We start from the raw sequence: 15,139 nt of genomic DNA on the forward strand, positions 1-15,139 counted from the left end.
TCGACCTCAGCGCGCCGAAGCGACCACGACCGGGGCAGGTCCCGCGGCGCTGACTCGCCACACCGTGTTGCCAACATCGTCCGCGATCAGCAGCGCGCCGGTCTTGTCGACCGCGAGCCCGACCGGCCGACCGAGGCTGCGGGCTGCCTTGCGATCGAGGAAGCCGGTGACCACGTCCTCGACCATGCCCGACGGCTTGCCGTCCTTGAACGGTACGAACGCGACTTTGTAGCCCGACGGACTGTAGCGATCCCAGCTGCCATGCTCGCCGATGAAGGCACCGCCCTGATAGTGGGCGGGCAGCGAGGTGCCGGTGTAGAAGGTCAGCCCCAGCGCGGCGACGTGGCTGCCGAGCGCATAGTCGGGCTTGATTGCCTTGGCGACGAGATCGGGGCGCTGTGGGCGGACACGAATATCGACGTGCTGGCCGTAGTAACTGTAGGGCCAGCCATAGAACGCGCCATCTTTCACCGAGGTAAGATAGTCGGGGACAAGGTGCGGCCCGATCTCGTCACGCTCGTTCACGACGACCCACAAATTGTTGGTACCGGGGTAGAAGTTCGGGCTGTTGGGGTTGCGCAGCCCCTTGGCAAACTCGCGGGCGCGGCCCGACAGGCGGTCGATCTCCCAGACGCTCGCCCTGCCCTTCTCGGCCTCGATACCGTTCTCGGTGATGTTGCTGTTCGAGCCGACGGTCGCGTACAGCCGTTTGCCGTCGGGGCTGACGGTCAGGCTCTTGGTCCAGTGGTGATCGATCGGACCGCCGGGCAGTTCGGTCAGCACCGTCCCCGGGCCGCTGATGCTGGTCTGGCCGGGTACGTAAGCGTAGCGCACGACCGCGTCGGTGTTCGCGACGTAGAGATAATTGTCGACCCAGACGACGCCGAACGGCGCGTTCAGATGGTCGAGCAGCGTCACCCGTAGCTCGGGCTTCCCATCGCCGTCGGCGTCGCGGATCAGGGTGATGCGGCTCGCGGGCTTTGGACTGCCGGGGTAGGAGGTCGCCTTGTTCTTGACGATGCCGACGATCGGGTCCTTCGGACGCTTGACCGGCTCGGCGGGCGGACCCTTTGCCTGGACTGCGAGGATGTCGCCGTTGGGCAGGACATAGACCATGCGGGGATGCAGCAGGCCGGTAGCAAGCGCCTGGATCTTCAGCCCCGGCGCGACGACCGGGGTCTGGCCCGGCTTCCAGCCGATACCCGGCGCGACCGCGACCGGGGGCAGCAGGTATTGCTGCGGCTCGGGCAACGTCGGGTTGGCACCGATCTGGCTCTTCTCGTCGAAGCTCGGATCGCTGCAGGCGGCCAGGGCGACCGCGGTCGCGAGAAGAAGTGCTCGACTGGCGAGGCGGTTCATTCTGCCACTCCCACGCGGTGGCGGTAGACCAGCGAGCCGCCCAGCCACGAGCTGACGCCGAGCATCAGCACGACGATGCCCGACAGGATCAGGCCCTCCGGCACCACCGCGGTCCAGCCGTCGCGGCTGTGGACGAAGGCGTTGACGAGCGACACGAGCATCGCAACGACGTTGAGCAGCATGTGCGGCGTCGCCGGGCGTTGGGCGCGCACTTCGCGGTCGCCGAAATAGTCGATAAAGCCGACCAGTGCCGCGAGCCCGCCCATGACGAGGCCGCCAGTGATCAACCAGATCGAGAAATACTGCCACATCAGGTTTTCGGTCTGCGAATAGACGATGTCCGTCACGAACGCCCCAATGAAGAAGGCGAGCGGGAACGGCACGATCATGGGATGGATCGGATGCCCGAAAATCTTGGCTGTCGATCGCGGGTTCGCGCGAGCATGGCCCAGACGCGGGTTCGCGCCGGCGGGATCGAGCCGCGAATGCGCGCGGGCGGTGTCGATTGCCATGAAGCTGCTCTCGGTAGGGTGCGGGCCTCTAAGTCCCGGGGCGACGCGATGTTCCGCCAGAGCAACAGCCTGCGACGTCCGGAACCTCGAGCTGGGCCGCAAACCCGGCGGGCATCGGCGCACAGGCACCAGGAGTCGCCGCGCACGCCCCGTCGCGTCCGCCCGACGTTGACCAGCCACGCACAAACGTGGCAATCGGCACTCGCTCCCGGCGGCGACGCTTCGGGACAGCGCGACGGTCGGGCCGGAACGCGGGTGTAGCTCAATGGTAGAGCTTTTGCTTCCCAAGCAAGTGACGAGGGTTCGATTCCCTTCACCCGCTCCACGCCTCAGGCGTCGGTAGCGCCCGCCAGCCTGTTCGCCGATTCCGATCTGGAGTGGACCACCATCGCGGGCGCCCGCCGTCACTTCACGGCGACACCGCCCTTGATGACGTGATCGACATGCTCGAGCACCGACACATCGGCGAGCGGGTCGCCGGTCACCGCGATCAGGTCGGCGAAGTGGCCGGGCGCCAGCGAGCCGACGTCCTTCGACTTGCCCATCAGCGCGGCGGCGTTGATCGTCGCGGCCTGGATCGCCTGCATCGGGGTCATGCCATAGCGGACCATGTACTTGAACTGGCGCGCGTTTAGGCCGTGGGGGAAGACGCCCGCATCGGTGCCGTAGGCGAGCTTGACCCCGGCGCGGACCGCCTTGCGGAAGCCGACGCGCTGGGCCTCGGTGGTGTCGGTGTTCTTGCGCAGGATGTCGGCGGGCCAGCCGTCACGCTTGCCAACCTCGTCGATGAAGTCGCCGTTGTAGACGTCCATGACCAGCCACGCGCCTTTGGCCTTGGCGAGCGCGATGCCCTCGTCGTCGATCAGCGAGGCATGCTCGATCGACCGTACCCCGGCGCGTAACGCCATCTTGATGCCCTCCGCACCGTGGGCGTGTGCGGTGGCGTAGCTGCCGTTGCGGGCGGCTTCGAGTACGGCGGCGTGCATCTCCTCCTCGCTTAGCTCGGGCGCACCGGGCTCGGTCCCCGCGGCGAGGACCGCGCCGGTGGCGATCAGCTTGAGGAAGTTGGCGCCGTTCTGGAACATCGTCCGCGCCTTGACTGTCATGTCGGCGGGGCCAGTGATGACCCCCATCCGCATGATCGCCGGGACGACGACATCGGGCGCGAGGCCGGTGACCTCGCCGCCGCCGCCGGGCACGGTCAGATAGGCACCGGCAACGCTCATCCGCGGCCCCTCGACCTCGCCGCTGTCGATGGCGTTGCGCAGCGAGACGTCGCCGAACGCGCGGAAGGTGCCGACGTCGCGGACGCTGGTGAAGCCCGCCTCCAGCGTGTCGCGGGCATGCTTCGCCCCCAGCAATGCGATGTCGGCACCGGAGTGGAGCAGTGGCTCGGCGGCATTATTCGTCTGCTCGGTGTCGGCCAGGTGCGTGTGCATGTCGATCAGGCCGGGCAGGACCGTGTAGGCGCTCCAGTCGATCGCGACGACGCCGGCCGGGCGCGAAGCATAGGGCATGATCGCGGTGACCCGGTCGTCGTCGATGCGGATCAGCTGGTCGCTGAGGACGGTGCCCTTCTCGGTATCGACCAGCCGGCCGGCGCGGACGTACTCGGTCTTGGCCAGTGCCGGCGCACCCGCCAGCACCGCCATCGCTGCCACCGCCAGGAGCCGCACGAGCAATGTTCGTGTCATCCGCTGTTCCCCGATCGAGCCTCAGAATGCGCGACTATTATACACTCGTCAAATAGTAAAGACGTGACAAATCGGGTTGTACCCTCGTAACGGTTGTTATACAGGTGTCTAACAATTGGGGATCCTCTCGATGGCAAGCAGTCCGGCGCCGGTGACCGCGCGTGACCCGCAGGAAGGCTGGAGCCTGCCTGCCTGGACCTATTCCGACACCGACTATTTCGCGGCCGAGATGGCGCGAGTCATCCGCCCGAGCTGGCAAATCGTCTGCCACGTCAGCGACGTGCCCGCGACCGGCGACTGGCACACCCTCGACTATGCCGGCGAGAGCGTCCTCGTCATCCGCGGCGACGACGGCGAGGTCCGCGCCTTCACCAACGTCTGCCGCCACCGCGGCTCGCGCCTCGTCGACGGTGCCGCGGGCTGCGCGAAAAAGCTGGTCTGCCCGTACCACGCCTGGACCTACCAGCTCGACGGCAGCCTGACCGGCGTCCCCGGCCGCCGCGAATACCCCGAGCTCGACATGGCGAAGAGCGGCCTCGTCCCCGTCGACATCGAGCTTTGGCACGGCTTCATCTTCGTCCGGCTGGAGGGCGGCGGACCCTCGGTCGCGGCGATGATGGCGCCGTACGCCACGGAGATCGCGCCCTACCGCTTCGAGGATTTGCGCGCCGTCGGCCGGGTCACGCTGCGACCGCGCACCGTCAACTGGAAGAACGTCGCCGACAATTATTCGGACGGCCTGCATATCCCGGTCGCCCACCCCGGCCTGACCCGGCTCTTCGGCAAGGGCTACGGCATCGAGGCCGAACCGCACGTCGACCGCATGTGGGGCGCGCTGATCGACAAGCCCTCCGCCAACCTGTCGGAGCGGATGTACCAGCAGGTCCTGCCCCCGGTGCCGCACCTGCCCGCGGCGGCGCAGCGCCTGTGGCTGTATTTCAAGCTGTGGCCCAACGTCGCTTTCGACATTTATCCGGACCAGATCGACTTCATGCAGTTCTTGCCCGTCTCCCCGACCGAGACGCTGATCCGCGAGATCAGCTATGCCCTGCCCGACGACCGTCGCGAGATGCGGGCGGCGCGCTACCTCAACTGGCGCATCAACCGGCAGGTCAATGCCGAGGACACCATGCTGATCCAGCGCGTCCAGGACGGCATGGCGTCGAAAAGTTTCACTGTCGGCCCGCTCGGCACCAGCGAAGTCTGCCTGCGCGGGTTCTGCCGCAAGATGCGCGACCTGATCCCCGAATCCCGGCTAGAGCGCGCGCCTGCGCCCGGTTGGAGCCACCGTTCCCCAGTTAGTGCCGCCAAGTGACCAAGAATTACGACGCGGTGATCATCGGCGGCGGCCACAACGGCCTTGTCTGCGCCTTCTATCTGGCGCGGGCCGGCCTCAAGGTCCGCATCGTCGAGGCCCGCGACACCGTCGGCGGCGCGGCGGTGACCGAGGAGTTCCACCCCGGTTTCCGCAACTCGGTGGCGAGCTACACGGTCAGCCTGCTCCAGCCCAAGGTCATCGCCGACATGAAGCTGGTCGACCACGGCTACCGCGTCATCGAGCGGCCGATCTCCAACTTCCTGCCCCAGCCCGACGGCGGCTATCTCAAGCTCGGTGGCGGCCTCGAGCGCACCCAGGCCGAGTTCCGCAAGTTCTCGAAGCACGATGCCGACGTGCTCCCCGCTTATTACTCGGCGCTGGAGAACGTCGCCGAGGTGCTGCGCGGCCTCGCGCTGAAAAGCCCGCCCAACATCGGCGACGGCCTCAAGACGCTGATCGACGGCGCGCGCCAGGGCCGCTCGCTTTCGAAACTGTCGCTCGAGCAGCAGCGCGACGTGCTCGACCTGTTCGTCAAGTCGGCGCGGACCTTCCTCGACAGCTGGTTCGAGAGCGAAGCGGTCAAGGCGGCCTTCGGCTTCGACGCGGTGGTCGGCAACTACGCCAGTCCCGACACGCCCGGCTCGGCCTATGTGCTCCTCCACCACGTTTTCGGCGAAGTGAACGGCAAGAAGGGCGCATGGGGCCACGCGATCGGCGGCATGGGCGCGATCACCCAGGCGATGGCCAAGGTCTGCGTCGCCGCCGGCGTCGAGATCAGCCTCGAGAGCCCGGTCGCGCGTGTCCTCGTCGACGGCGACAAGGCGGTCGGCGTGCGGCTGACCGGCGGTGAGGAGGTCATGGGTGACGCCATCATCGCCAACGTCGGGCCAAAACTCCTTTACGAAAAGCTCATTGATCCGGTCGACCTCGGGCCGACCTTCCTGAAGCGCGCCAAGGCCTTCAAGGCCGGCTCCGGCACCTTCCGGATGAACGTCGCGCTGTCGGAGCTGCCACGCTTCACCGTGCTGCCCGAGCCCGGCGAGCACCTGGAGAGCGGCATCATCCTCGCGCCGACGCTCGACTACATGGACAAGGCCTTCGTCGACGCCAAGGCGCACGGCTGGTCGAAGCAGCCAATCGTCGAGATGCTGATCCCCTCGATCATCGACGACAGTCTCGCCCCTCCCGGCCAGCACGTCGCCAGCCTGTTCTGCCAGCAATTCGCGCCGGTCCTGCCCGATGGCCGCGACTGGGACGACGAGGAAGGCGCGGCGGTCGAGGTCATCCTCGACACCGTGGAGGCACAGGCCCCGGGCTTCCGCGCCTCGATCCTCGGCACGATGGTGCTCAGCCCCAAGGGGCTCGAGCGCAAGTTCGGGCTGGTCGGCGGCGACATCATGCACGGCCACATGTCGCTCGACCAATTGTGGGCGGCGCGCCCGGTGCTCGGCAACGGCGCCTATCGCGGGCCGCTGAAGGGCCTCTACATGTGCGGCGCCGGCACCCATCCCGGCGGCGGCGTCACCGGCGCCCCGGGGCACAATGCAGCGCGCGAGATCCTGGCGGACCGCAGCTTCTTCGGGCGACTGGTCAGGGGCCGCTAGGCCGGGCCCAACCGCTGCAACGCCCAGGCCGTCGTGACGCGGCGATAGGTTTCGCTGATTTGGCCGTCGTCGAGCAAGGCCAGCGCCCTGCCCCGCGCCTCGGCCCGGTCGACTGGCGCGACCTCGTCGAGCCGCGCCCGCACCGCGGCCCGCCAGCGCAGGTGATCGGCGAGGCGGACCGGATCGGCCGAGCGCTCGGCGTCCACCGGCTGGTCGAGCAGGACCTCCGGCCACAGGGTGTCGTGCATGTTCTCGAGCGTCACCGGGTCATCGCTCGACAGTGCAATATCGGCATCCGCGGTTTCGCCCGACGGGCTGTAGGCGAAGCACAGCTTGAGCCGGTCTTGCGCCGCCTCGGGCTCCTTGAAGTCGTGGACGACCGTGTCGACCGGGCCGTCCGGGATCAGCAGGTGAGTGATGCCGTGGCTGTTGAGGGCTGGCAGCACGGCGCGGGCATCGCCGGGCAGGAAGATATCACGACGGCTCGGCCAGAAGTCGAACAGGCTGAAATCGCCCCAGCGGCCACCGACGTGGAACAGGTAGATTTCGGCATACCAGGACGCAGCGAGCCGCCGGCCCCCAGCATGCGCGGCGTGGCAGGCGATCGCCAGCTGGATCGCCAGCGACGCACCGAGCGCCCCTAACGGCGTCGTCATCACGACGCCAAGCCGATCGTGCGACTGCCAGTCGAGCAGAGTCTCGACCGGGACCGCCGCGCCGTCGACCTGCAGCGCGAACATCGCCGGCTTCAGTTGCGCGACGGTGTGCATCCGGGCCCCCTCAGAAGCGCTGCCCGACCTTGATGCCGAACAGCTGCGGCTTGACCGGATAGGCCCGGTAATAGACCCCGCAATAGGACGGCGCGCAGGCGGTGTTGCGGCTGAGCTGGCCACGCTGGTCGAAGGCATTCTGGATGAACATCTCGATCGACATGTTGCTGGTCAGCTTGGTGCCGAGCGAGAAGTCGAGCGTGGTGAACTGCTTGGTGTAGCCGACCACGTCGGCCTCGGTATCGAGCAGGAACGATCGCGTACCGCCCTGATGGTTGACGCTGGCCTGGACAAAGCTCTCGGCGCTGCCCGTGGCGAAGGTATAGCGCGCCGTCGCATTGCCTTTGAAGCGCGGCTGGACCGGCAGGCGCGTGCCCGACGGCGTGCACTGGATATCACCCGAGAAGTTCTGCTCGCAGAACGGTGTCGTCGTCTTGGCGCGTAGGTAGGTGCCCGACGCCGACAGCTCGAGGCCACGCGTCTTGTAAAGCACGTCGCCCTCGATGCCCTTGACCTCGGCACCACCGACGTTGGAGATGCTGGTGACGCCGTTGTCACCGGGCCGAGCCAGCCCGAACTGCATGTCCTTCCACTTCTCGTAGAAGATCGCACCGTTGACGCGCAGCGGCCCCCAGCGGGTTTTCCAGCCGAGCTCGAAATTGCTCAGCGTGTCCGACTTGTACGGGCCGTAACGCGGATCACGGTTGTTGCCGCCGGGGCGGAAGCCGGTCGAGTAGGTCGCATAGACCATGCGTTCCGGATCGATCTTCCAGCTCAAGCTGGCCTTGTGGGTTTCTCCCGCCTCGCTGATGCGCTTGTTGACGTTGACGCACGGCAGGTCGGCACGCGTCGTCGGGACGCAATTGTTGGCGAGTGCGCTGTTAAAACCCGAGAAGCCGTAGAGCGAGTTCTGCGCGATGAAGCCGCGGATACCGGCGGTCAGCGTCAGCGTCGGCAGAATATCGAAGCTCGCTTCGCCGAACATCGCATAGTCGCGGTCGACGCGGTCGAGCCGCTTAACATACACCGCGTCGCCAAAGCCCGGTATCGGCGCAAGATTGGGTAGGTCGTCCCGTGGCACCGAACCAAGACCAGGCACCACATATTTGGCGTCGATCGCGTTGGTCTGGCGCTGGAAAAACGCCCCGGTTGTCAGCCGCAGCCGATTTTCGCTCGGCGAGCTGACCCGCAGTTCCTGGGTATGCTTGGTGTAGTCGTACTTGACGATCTGACTTTGCGTCGGATTGAGAAAGCCACCCTTGCCGTCCGGGAAGTTCGTGTAGAAATACCCTGGCGTGTCGTAAGCCACGGTATAGTATGAATAATCTATCTGGTTGTTGATCTTGCGCTGGAAATAGCCGCCCGAATAGACCAGGTCCCAGTTGCCGACCTTGCCCTCGATGGTCAGCGCCGCCTGGTACCAGCGGTCGAGGTTCTCGTCCTTGGTGAAGTCGTGGACATTCAGGTCACCCGCGCGCGGGTCGTACAGGAACGTGCCGTTGGCCTTCTGGTGCTGGTAGACGATCGACGGAGTCACCGTCCAATTGTCGTCGAGGTCGACCTTTAACGCGGCACGACCGCCGTAGCTGTCGACGGTGTTGAAATTCTTCTTGACCTGGTCGGCGTTGGTCACGGTCAGGTTGGTGGTCTCGTCGAGGTCGCCGAGTGTGAAGGTGCGCTGGCCGAGTGTGTTGTCGATGTAGCCACCGTCGTGGTCGTAGTAGCCGACCAGCCGGATCGCGATCGTTGGGGACAGCGGGATATTGACGAAGCCCTCGCCGCTGCCGCCGACGCCACCCTTGCCGAACTTGTTAAGCTGGAGGTCGTAGCCGGCCTCGAACTTCGACGGATCGGGCTTGTTGGTGATGATCCGCAAGGTACCCGACAGCGAACTCGCGCCGAACAACGTGCCCTGCGGTCCAGCGAGCGCCTCGACCCGGGCGATGTCGTAGATGTGCAGGTCGACCGCGCCGCCGATCGTCGTGACCGGGGTTTCGTCAAGGTAGATTCCAGTCGCGGGCAGCGAGCCGGCGTCGAGGCCGTCGCCGCCGCTGGATATGCCGCGGAAGAACAGCTGCGACTGGCTCGGGCCGAACGACTGAAAGCTGACGCTTGGCAACAGCTTGGCGTAATCGTCGAAAGACGTGACCTGCTTCTCGTCGAGCGTCTCCTGGCCGAGCGCCTGGATGCTGATCGGCACTTTCTGCAGGCTCTCGTTGCGGCGGGTCGCGGTGACGATGATGTCGCCATTGGTGTCGGCTTGGGCGACCTGGGTTTCCTGCGCCGTCGCCGGCATCGCCACGGCGACCGCGGTGGTCGCCAGGAGCAGACCCGCGAGGCTGCGAGTGCTGCCGCTCGTGCGTGCGTCGCCGCGTCTCATCGAAAACCCCTCTGCCCGAACGGCGCCGACATCCGGGTATTCCCGTGACGTCGCGTCGCAGGCTCACGCTTTATTGGACAGTTGTCAACTGTATGCTGGCTGCACGGCTTCAGGCGGATCGAAACGGGTCGTATAATCGTCCAGCACGGTCCCCAGCGCGCTTCGAAGTGGCCCGAGATACGGACCGAAGCGCTGCCACTGGTCGAGGCCCTCGCGGTAGATCGGACGGCGCACCTGTTCGGAGCTGGCGGTCCGCACGGCGCGCCCGGATTCGTGGAAGCGCAGGCATGCCGGGTCGAACGGCAAGCCGAGCGCCGCGAGGAGGCGGCGCACCTCGGCCTCGGTATGCTCGATCATCGCTTCGTAGTGCACGCGGTGAATGCGGCCCGGCAGGACGGCGTCGACGTGGTCCATCATCCGGACATAGTCGGCGTAGTAACGGCCCATGGTTTCCAGGCTGTATGAGAAGCTCTGCCCGCGCGCGAAATGCTGCTTGAAATTGGAAAAACCGCAGCCGAGCGGATGCCGTCGCGTGTCGATAATCCGGGCGTTGGGCAGGATCAGGTGGATCAGTCCGACGTGCGCCCAATTGTTGGGCATCTTGTCGATGAAATACGGCCGCCCGGTCTTGCGGTGCACGCGGGTGCGCTCGAGATACTCCTCGCCGAGCGCCTGCAGCCGCGCTGCCCCGAGTTCCTTCATCACGCTGGGATAGGCATCCTCGTCCTGCCCACCGAGCCGGCCGGCGAACATCTGGATATCCGGCAGCTCCTGCGTCCCCTCGACGAGCGGATGGCTGGCGAGGATCTGTTCGACCAGCGTCGACCCCGAGCGCGGCATCCCGAGCACGAAGATCGGGTCGGGGGCCGGGCAGCCCTGCCCGGCGCGCGCCGCAAGGAAGGCGGGTTGCAGTAGCGCGATCGAGCGGTCGACCCGGTCACTCGTCGCGGTCGGATCATAGTCGAGCGCCGCCAGCCGCAGGCGATTACCCTCGGCATAATGGCCGAACGCCGCCGCCACATCGTCTGCATCTTCATGCGCCTTGCCGAGCGCGAAGTGCAGGTGGAAGCGGTCCTCGTCCGTCAGGCCGGGCGCGGCCAACGCCGTCGTCATCGCGGCGATGTCCGCGGATTCCAGCCGCACGGTCTTGAGGTTGGCGAGGCTCCACCACGCCTCGCCGAAGCCCGGTTCCAGCCCGATGCAGCGGCGATAGGCGGCGACGCTGTCGCCCTGCCGCCCGAGTGTCTTGAGGGCGTGGCCATAGCTCAGCCAGATCTTCGCGGCGTCGGGCTGGCGTGCCAGGACATGCTCGAAATGCACGACCGCCTCAGCGACGTCGCCGACCCGCCCGAGCGCCGCAGCGGCGAGGTTGCGCGTCGCGAAATTGTCGGGGTCGGCCGCCATCAGCCGATCGAGTTCGACCAGCGCCTCGGTGTTGCGGTTCTGCCGGTACAGCACGGTCGCGAGGTTGAAGCGCGCCGGCGCAAAGCCCGGCGCAAGCTCGACCGCCCGCCGCAGCAGGTTCTCGGCATCGGCATAGCGCCCGATCCGCCCGGCCAGTTCGGCGAGCATTCGGATTGCCGCGACATCGGTCGGATGCTGCTTGAGGTGCCCCTTGAGCAGCGGCTCGGCGACGGGCAGGTTGCCCTCGCACAAGGCCACCGCCGCAGCGCGCAGCACCGGGTCGCGAACCGAGCTGCGGATTTGCTGCGCATAGGCGTAGTCGGCCCCCGTGCCGTCGCCGACGAGTATCATCTGGTCGCCGAGCGCCCGCCACGCGTCGGGAGATTCGGGGTCCCGGGTCGTCGCCGCGACCAACGCGGCGATCGCCTCGCGCGACCGGCCCAGCGCCGCGAGGGCGAGGCCGTGCAAGGTCAGCGCCTCGGGCTGGCCGGGCACCGCCCCCAGGATTTCGCGGGCCTGCTCCTCGGCAAGTCTGGGCGACCGCACCAGCAGCGTGCGGGCGTGGCCAAGCGCTACCGCCAGACTGCCCTTCGGATCGGAAGTCGCAACTGCCATGGCCGCCCTTCTAGGCCGCCGCGCGTGTCATGACGATGCCTCGATTCGCGCCTTGGCGGAGGCCTCGATCCGCGCCTTGGCGACGAGCCAGTGCCACAGATAATCGGCGCTGAACCGCTCGACCGCGATGCACGCAGCCTCGCCCGACGCTCGCCCCCACCGGATCGTGACGCGCAACGCTGCCAGGCGCGTCGTCAGTTCGCCCTCGGCACCGTGGGTGATGCCGGCGACCCCGAGCAGATCGAGCGTGCCGACACCCGACACCTCGATGTGCGCCAAGCCTGCGGCCGGGTCTAACTTTCCCTCCATCATGGCAAAAACCCCGACCTCGAACTCGCGGCCGCCGAGCGCGCTATGGGCAACTAGGTCAGCCATTCAGGCGCGCTCCCTGCGGGTCGAACGCGACGGGGTCGGTGACGATCGCCGGCCAGCTCCGCCCCTCCGACCAGATCTGGACCCGCTCACCGTGCTGCGCGCGGCCGCCATCGAGGAGCGCGAGCGACAGGCCCCGCGCCAGCGTCGGGCTGAAGGCACTGCTGGTGACGATGCCACGGCTCGGATGCGGATCGCCGCCGATGATGTGCGCGCCGATCGGCAGCACGATGCCGGGGTCGACCGGCTGCAACCCGACCAGCTGCGCGCGCCCCGGGGCGGTCGCCGACGCGTGCTGGAGCGAGCGCTTGCCGACGAAGTCGGACGCCTTGCGGCCGATCGCCTTGCCCCAGCCAATATCGGCGGGCTGGGTGCGGCTGTCGGTGTCCGACCCGACGTGGATGAAACCCTTCTCCAGCCGCAGGATGTCGAGCGCCTCGAGTCCGAACGGCACGATGCCGTCCGCGGCACCGCACGCCATCAGGTGTGCGGCGAGGCTCTCGCCGTAGTCCGCCGCGACGGCGATCTCGTAGCTCGCCTCGCCGGTGAAGCTGACGCGCTGGATGCGGGTCGCGACCCCGGCGATGTGCCCCGAGCGGACACGGTTATGGGCAAAATCGGTGAGATCGATGTCGCAGCCGGCACGGTCGAGGACGGCGCGGGCACGCGGTCCAGCGAGGGTCAGCACCGCCCAGCGCGCCGTCGCGTCGTCGATCACGACATCGAGCGGCCACTCGCATTGCCGCCACTCCTCCAGCCAGCGGTAGACGCGCTCGGCGTGGCCGGTGCTCGCGGTCATCAGGAAGTGATCGTCGGCTAGACGCGCGATGACGCCGTCGTCGAGCAGGCTGCCGAGCTCGGTGCACAGCAGATTGTAGCGTACCGCGCCGACGGGAATCGTGCTTGGCGACCCGACCGACATCAGGTCGAGGAAGCGGCCCGCCTCGGGGCCGCGCAACTCAAATTTCCCGAACGATGAGGTGTCGATCAGCCCGACGCCGCCACGCACGGCCAGCGCCTCGCGCTGCGCCGCGTGCTCGATCGTCTCGCCGGCACGCGGGTAATGCGAGGGGCGCAGCCAGCCGTAATCCTCGAAGACCGCGCCCTGCGCAAAGTGCCAACGGTGCGCCGGCAGGTGCTTCCACGGGTGGAACAGCGCGCCGAGCGGACGGTCCGCGGCAACTGCGCCAAACGCCACCGGCGCGAACGGCGGGCGAAATTTCGTGGTGCCGAGCGCGCCGGGCTCGAGGCCCTGCAGCGCCGCCAGCACCGCGACGCCGTTGACCGCGCCGAGGCGGCCCTGGTCGGTGCCCATGCCCCAGACCGTGTAGCGCTTTACATGCTCGACCGAGCGGTAGTTCTCGCGCGTCGCCTGGCGCAGGTCGTCGACGGTGACGTCGGTCTGGAAGTCGACGAAGGCCTTGGTGCCGGGTGGTGGCAGCTGCAACGGTGCGCGGCTGTCGGCGGCAATGGCGGGGGTTGCGCTGTCTTCGCCGGTCGCCGCCCACAGGCCGGCAGCGGTGCCGTCGGCGCGGCAGTCCTCGAGAGCGAAGATCCCCCGCGCCGCGCCGCACGAGCGCTCCGCCTGGACCGAGCGGTCGGGAACGAAGGCACCGATGCGGTCCTCGAAGCGCAGGCTGCCACCGGACTGGGTGAACAGCTGCACCGCGGGGCTCCAGCCGCCGCTCATGCCGATGACGTCGCACGCGATCCGGCTGCGGCGGCCGGTGGTCTGGTCGACCAGTTCGGCTGCGCGGACCGCCTTGCGACCGACCGCGCGGACGAGCCTGTGGTTGACGAACAGCGGGATGCCGAGCGCGTCGGCCTCGGCGGCGACAGCACCGGCGACCGGGCGCGCGTCGACGACGGCGACCTCGAGCCCGGCGTGCCGGGCAGCGATCGCGGCGCGGTAGCCCTGGTCGTCGACGACCGCGAACAGCGGACGGTTCCCGGCGGCGACACCGTGGCGTTCGAGATAGTAGCGGATCGAGTCGCCGAGCATGACGCCGGGGCGGTCGTTGTCGCCGAACAAGAGCGGCCGCTCGAAGGCTCCGCAGGCCAGCACGACGCGCTTCACGCGGATTTTCCAGAAGCGCTGGCGCACGACCGGACCGTCGATCTCCTCGACCGCAGTGACGAGCTTGTGATCGTAATAGCCGGTCGCCGTCGTCCGCTTCAGGACGCGCAGGTTGGGCAGGTCGGGGAGCACGAGGTCATCGCCGAGACCGCCAAGCCGGTCCTCCGCCTCGACCAGCACGACCTCCGCGCCCTGCGCTGCTGCCTCTCGTGCCGCTGCGACTCCGGCGATGCCGCCGCCGACGACCAGCACGTCGCAGGAGTGGCTGCGCGCGGCGTAGGCATCCGGATCGGGCAGGGTCGGTGCGCGTCCGAGGCCGGCGAGGCGGCGGATCAGGGGCTCGAACAGGTGCCAGCTCGGCCACATGAAGGTCTTGTAGTAGAAGCCCGTAGACAGCAGCCGCGACGCCAAATCGTTGAGGCCGCCGAGGTCGAATCCGACCGAGGGCCAGCAATTGACGCTGGTCGCCGTCAGGCCGTCCCGAAGCGGCACCCGCGTCGCCACCGCGTTCGGGACCGTCCGGGCGCCCTCGCCAAGTTGTACGAGCGCGTTGGTCTCGGCGAAACCGCTGCCGACGACGCCGCGCGGGCGGTGGTACTTGAAGCTGCGCCCGACCAGCGTCGCACCGTTGGCGATCAGCGCGGCGGCCAGCGTGTCGCCCTCGCGGCCCTGATAATCCCGTCCATTGAAACGGAAGCGCACGACGGGTGCCGAGGCGCGCGGGTGGCCGGCCAGGCGGAGGCCGCTCAAGCCGGAAGCTCGGGCCGGTCGTCGATCGCGTAGGTCAGGGCGATGCGGTGATCGGCAGTGTTGCGCACCGCGTGGAACCAGCGCCGGCAGCCGAAGGCGTGGAGCCAGCGCTCACGCAAGGGCCCGCGCGGATTGTCGTGGAAGAACAGGTAGTCCGCCCAAGCTGCATCGCTTACCGTTTCGGGCGGACCCGGGCGGTCGACGTGCCCTTCCCCGCCGTTGACGAACTCGGTCTCGTCGCGCTCGCCGCAGGTCGGGCAAGTGATGATCAGCACGGCGATGCC

At 67.8% G+C, this 15,139-nt stretch carries 11 protein-coding genes and 1 tRNA gene; 3 read left to right on the top strand and 9 right to left on the bottom strand.

Annotation, left to right across the window (positions count from 1 at the left end):
* Nucleotides 1-6 precede the first annotated feature (6 nt).
* Both KX816_11785 and KX816_11790 read right to left on the bottom strand, forming a co-directional pair.
* On the bottom strand, nucleotides 7-1,359 hold the full coding sequence (locus tag KX816_11785) for a sorbosone dehydrogenase family protein (GenBank protein ID QXQ04972.1): 1,353 nt from the start codon (nucleotides 1,357-1,359) through the stop codon (nucleotides 7-9).
* The gene (locus KX816_11790; GenBank protein QXQ04973.1) at nucleotides 1,356-1,871 is read right to left on the bottom strand and encodes a DUF2231 domain-containing protein; all 516 of its coding nucleotides are present in this window, start codon (nucleotides 1,869-1,871) and stop codon (nucleotides 1,356-1,358) included. Before KX816_11790 ends, KX816_11785 begins: the two co-directional genes overlap by 4 nt.
* Before the next feature lie 251 nt (nucleotides 1,872-2,122).
* On the opposite strand from KX816_11790, the gene KX816_11795 reads away from it, so the two are divergent.
* A tRNA-Gly gene (locus tag KX816_11795) sits at nucleotides 2,123-2,196 on the top strand.
* A 79-nt stretch (nucleotides 2,197-2,275) separates the two neighbouring features.
* Here the strand turns inward: KX816_11795 and KX816_11800 are convergent.
* Nucleotides 2,276-3,565, bottom strand: coding sequence for an amidohydrolase family protein (locus KX816_11800; protein QXQ04974.1), 1,290 nt, complete (start codon nucleotides 3,563-3,565; stop codon nucleotides 2,276-2,278).
* Between the two features lie 130 nt (nucleotides 3,566-3,695).
* Here KX816_11800 and KX816_11805 point away from each other — a divergent pair, with 130 nt between their 5' ends.
* On the top strand, nucleotides 3,696-4,880 hold the full coding sequence (locus tag KX816_11805; GenBank protein QXQ04975.1) for an aromatic ring-hydroxylating dioxygenase subunit alpha: 1,185 nt from the start codon (nucleotides 3,696-3,698) through the stop codon (nucleotides 4,878-4,880).
* Nucleotides 4,877-6,487, top strand: a complete 1,611-nt coding sequence (locus KX816_11810; GenBank protein QXQ04976.1) for an NAD(P)/FAD-dependent oxidoreductase — start codon at nucleotides 4,877-4,879, stop codon at nucleotides 6,485-6,487. The genes KX816_11805 and KX816_11810 overlap by 4 nt, the downstream gene beginning before the upstream one ends.
* Here KX816_11810 and KX816_11815 read toward each other — a convergent pair.
* From KX816_11815 to KX816_11840, 6 genes are all read right to left on the bottom strand, one after another.
* Nucleotides 6,484-7,257, bottom strand: coding sequence for a hypothetical protein (locus tag KX816_11815; GenBank protein ID QXQ04977.1), 774 nt, complete (start codon nucleotides 7,255-7,257; stop codon nucleotides 6,484-6,486). The genes KX816_11810 and KX816_11815 overlap by 4 nt on opposite strands.
* 10 nt (nucleotides 7,258-7,267) lie before the next feature.
* The gene (locus tag KX816_11820; GenBank protein ID QXQ04978.1) at nucleotides 7,268-9,637 is read right to left on the bottom strand and encodes a TonB-dependent receptor; all 2,370 of its coding nucleotides are present in this window, start codon (nucleotides 9,635-9,637) and stop codon (nucleotides 7,268-7,270) included.
* Between the two features lie 84 nt (nucleotides 9,638-9,721).
* Nucleotides 9,722-11,656 (bottom strand): sulfotransferase, encoded by a 1,935-nt coding sequence (locus tag KX816_11825; protein ID QXQ04979.1) that lies wholly within the window; start codon nucleotides 11,654-11,656, stop codon nucleotides 9,722-9,724.
* A gap of 27 nt (nucleotides 11,657-11,683) precedes the next feature.
* On the bottom strand, nucleotides 11,684-12,031 hold the full coding sequence (locus tag KX816_11830; protein QXQ04980.1) for a hypothetical protein: 348 nt from the start codon (nucleotides 12,029-12,031) through the stop codon (nucleotides 11,684-11,686).
* A complete protein-coding gene (locus KX816_11835) occupies nucleotides 12,024-14,855 on the bottom strand; it encodes a (2Fe-2S)-binding protein (GenBank protein QXQ04981.1) in 2,832 nt (943 codons plus the stop codon). Before KX816_11835 ends, KX816_11830 begins: the two co-directional genes overlap by 8 nt.
* Nucleotides 14,852-15,130, bottom strand: coding sequence for a sarcosine oxidase subunit delta (locus KX816_11840; GenBank protein ID QXQ04982.1), 279 nt, complete (start codon nucleotides 15,128-15,130; stop codon nucleotides 14,852-14,854). The genes KX816_11835 and KX816_11840 overlap by 4 nt, the downstream gene beginning before the upstream one ends.
* Between the last annotated feature and the right edge of the window lie 9 nt (nucleotides 15,131-15,139).

It is taken from the genome of Sphingosinicellaceae bacterium, assembly GCA_019285715.1.
In the GTDB taxonomy this organism is placed as follows: Bacteria; Pseudomonadota; Alphaproteobacteria; order Sphingomonadales; family Sphingomonadaceae; genus Glacieibacterium.

Coding starts and splice junctions, on each gene's coding strand:
- KX816_11820 (QXQ04978.1), bottom strand. CDS start 9,637: ATGAGACGCGGCGACGCACGCACGAGCGGCAGCACTCGCAGCCTCGCG.
- KX816_11800 (QXQ04974.1), bottom strand. CDS start 3,565: ATGACACGAACATTGCTCGTGCGGCTCCTGGCGGTGGCAGCGATGGCG.
- KX816_11785 (QXQ04972.1), bottom strand. CDS start 1,359: ATGAACCGCCTCGCCAGTCGAGCACTTCTTCTCGCGACCGCGGTCGCC.
- KX816_11815 (QXQ04977.1), bottom strand. CDS start 7,257: ATGCACACCGTCGCGCAACTGAAGCCGGCGATGTTCGCGCTGCAGGTC.
- KX816_11825 (QXQ04979.1), bottom strand. CDS start 11,656: ATGGCAGTTGCGACTTCCGATCCGAAGGGCAGTCTGGCGGTAGCGCTT.
- KX816_11790 (QXQ04973.1), bottom strand. CDS start 1,871: ATGGCAATCGACACCGCCCGCGCGCATTCGCGGCTCGATCCCGCCGGC.
- KX816_11830 (QXQ04980.1), bottom strand. CDS start 12,031: ATGGCTGACCTAGTTGCCCATAGCGCGCTCGGCGGCCGCGAGTTCGAG.
- KX816_11805 (QXQ04975.1), top strand. CDS start 3,696: ATGGCAAGCAGTCCGGCGCCGGTGACCGCGCGTGACCCGCAGGAAGGC.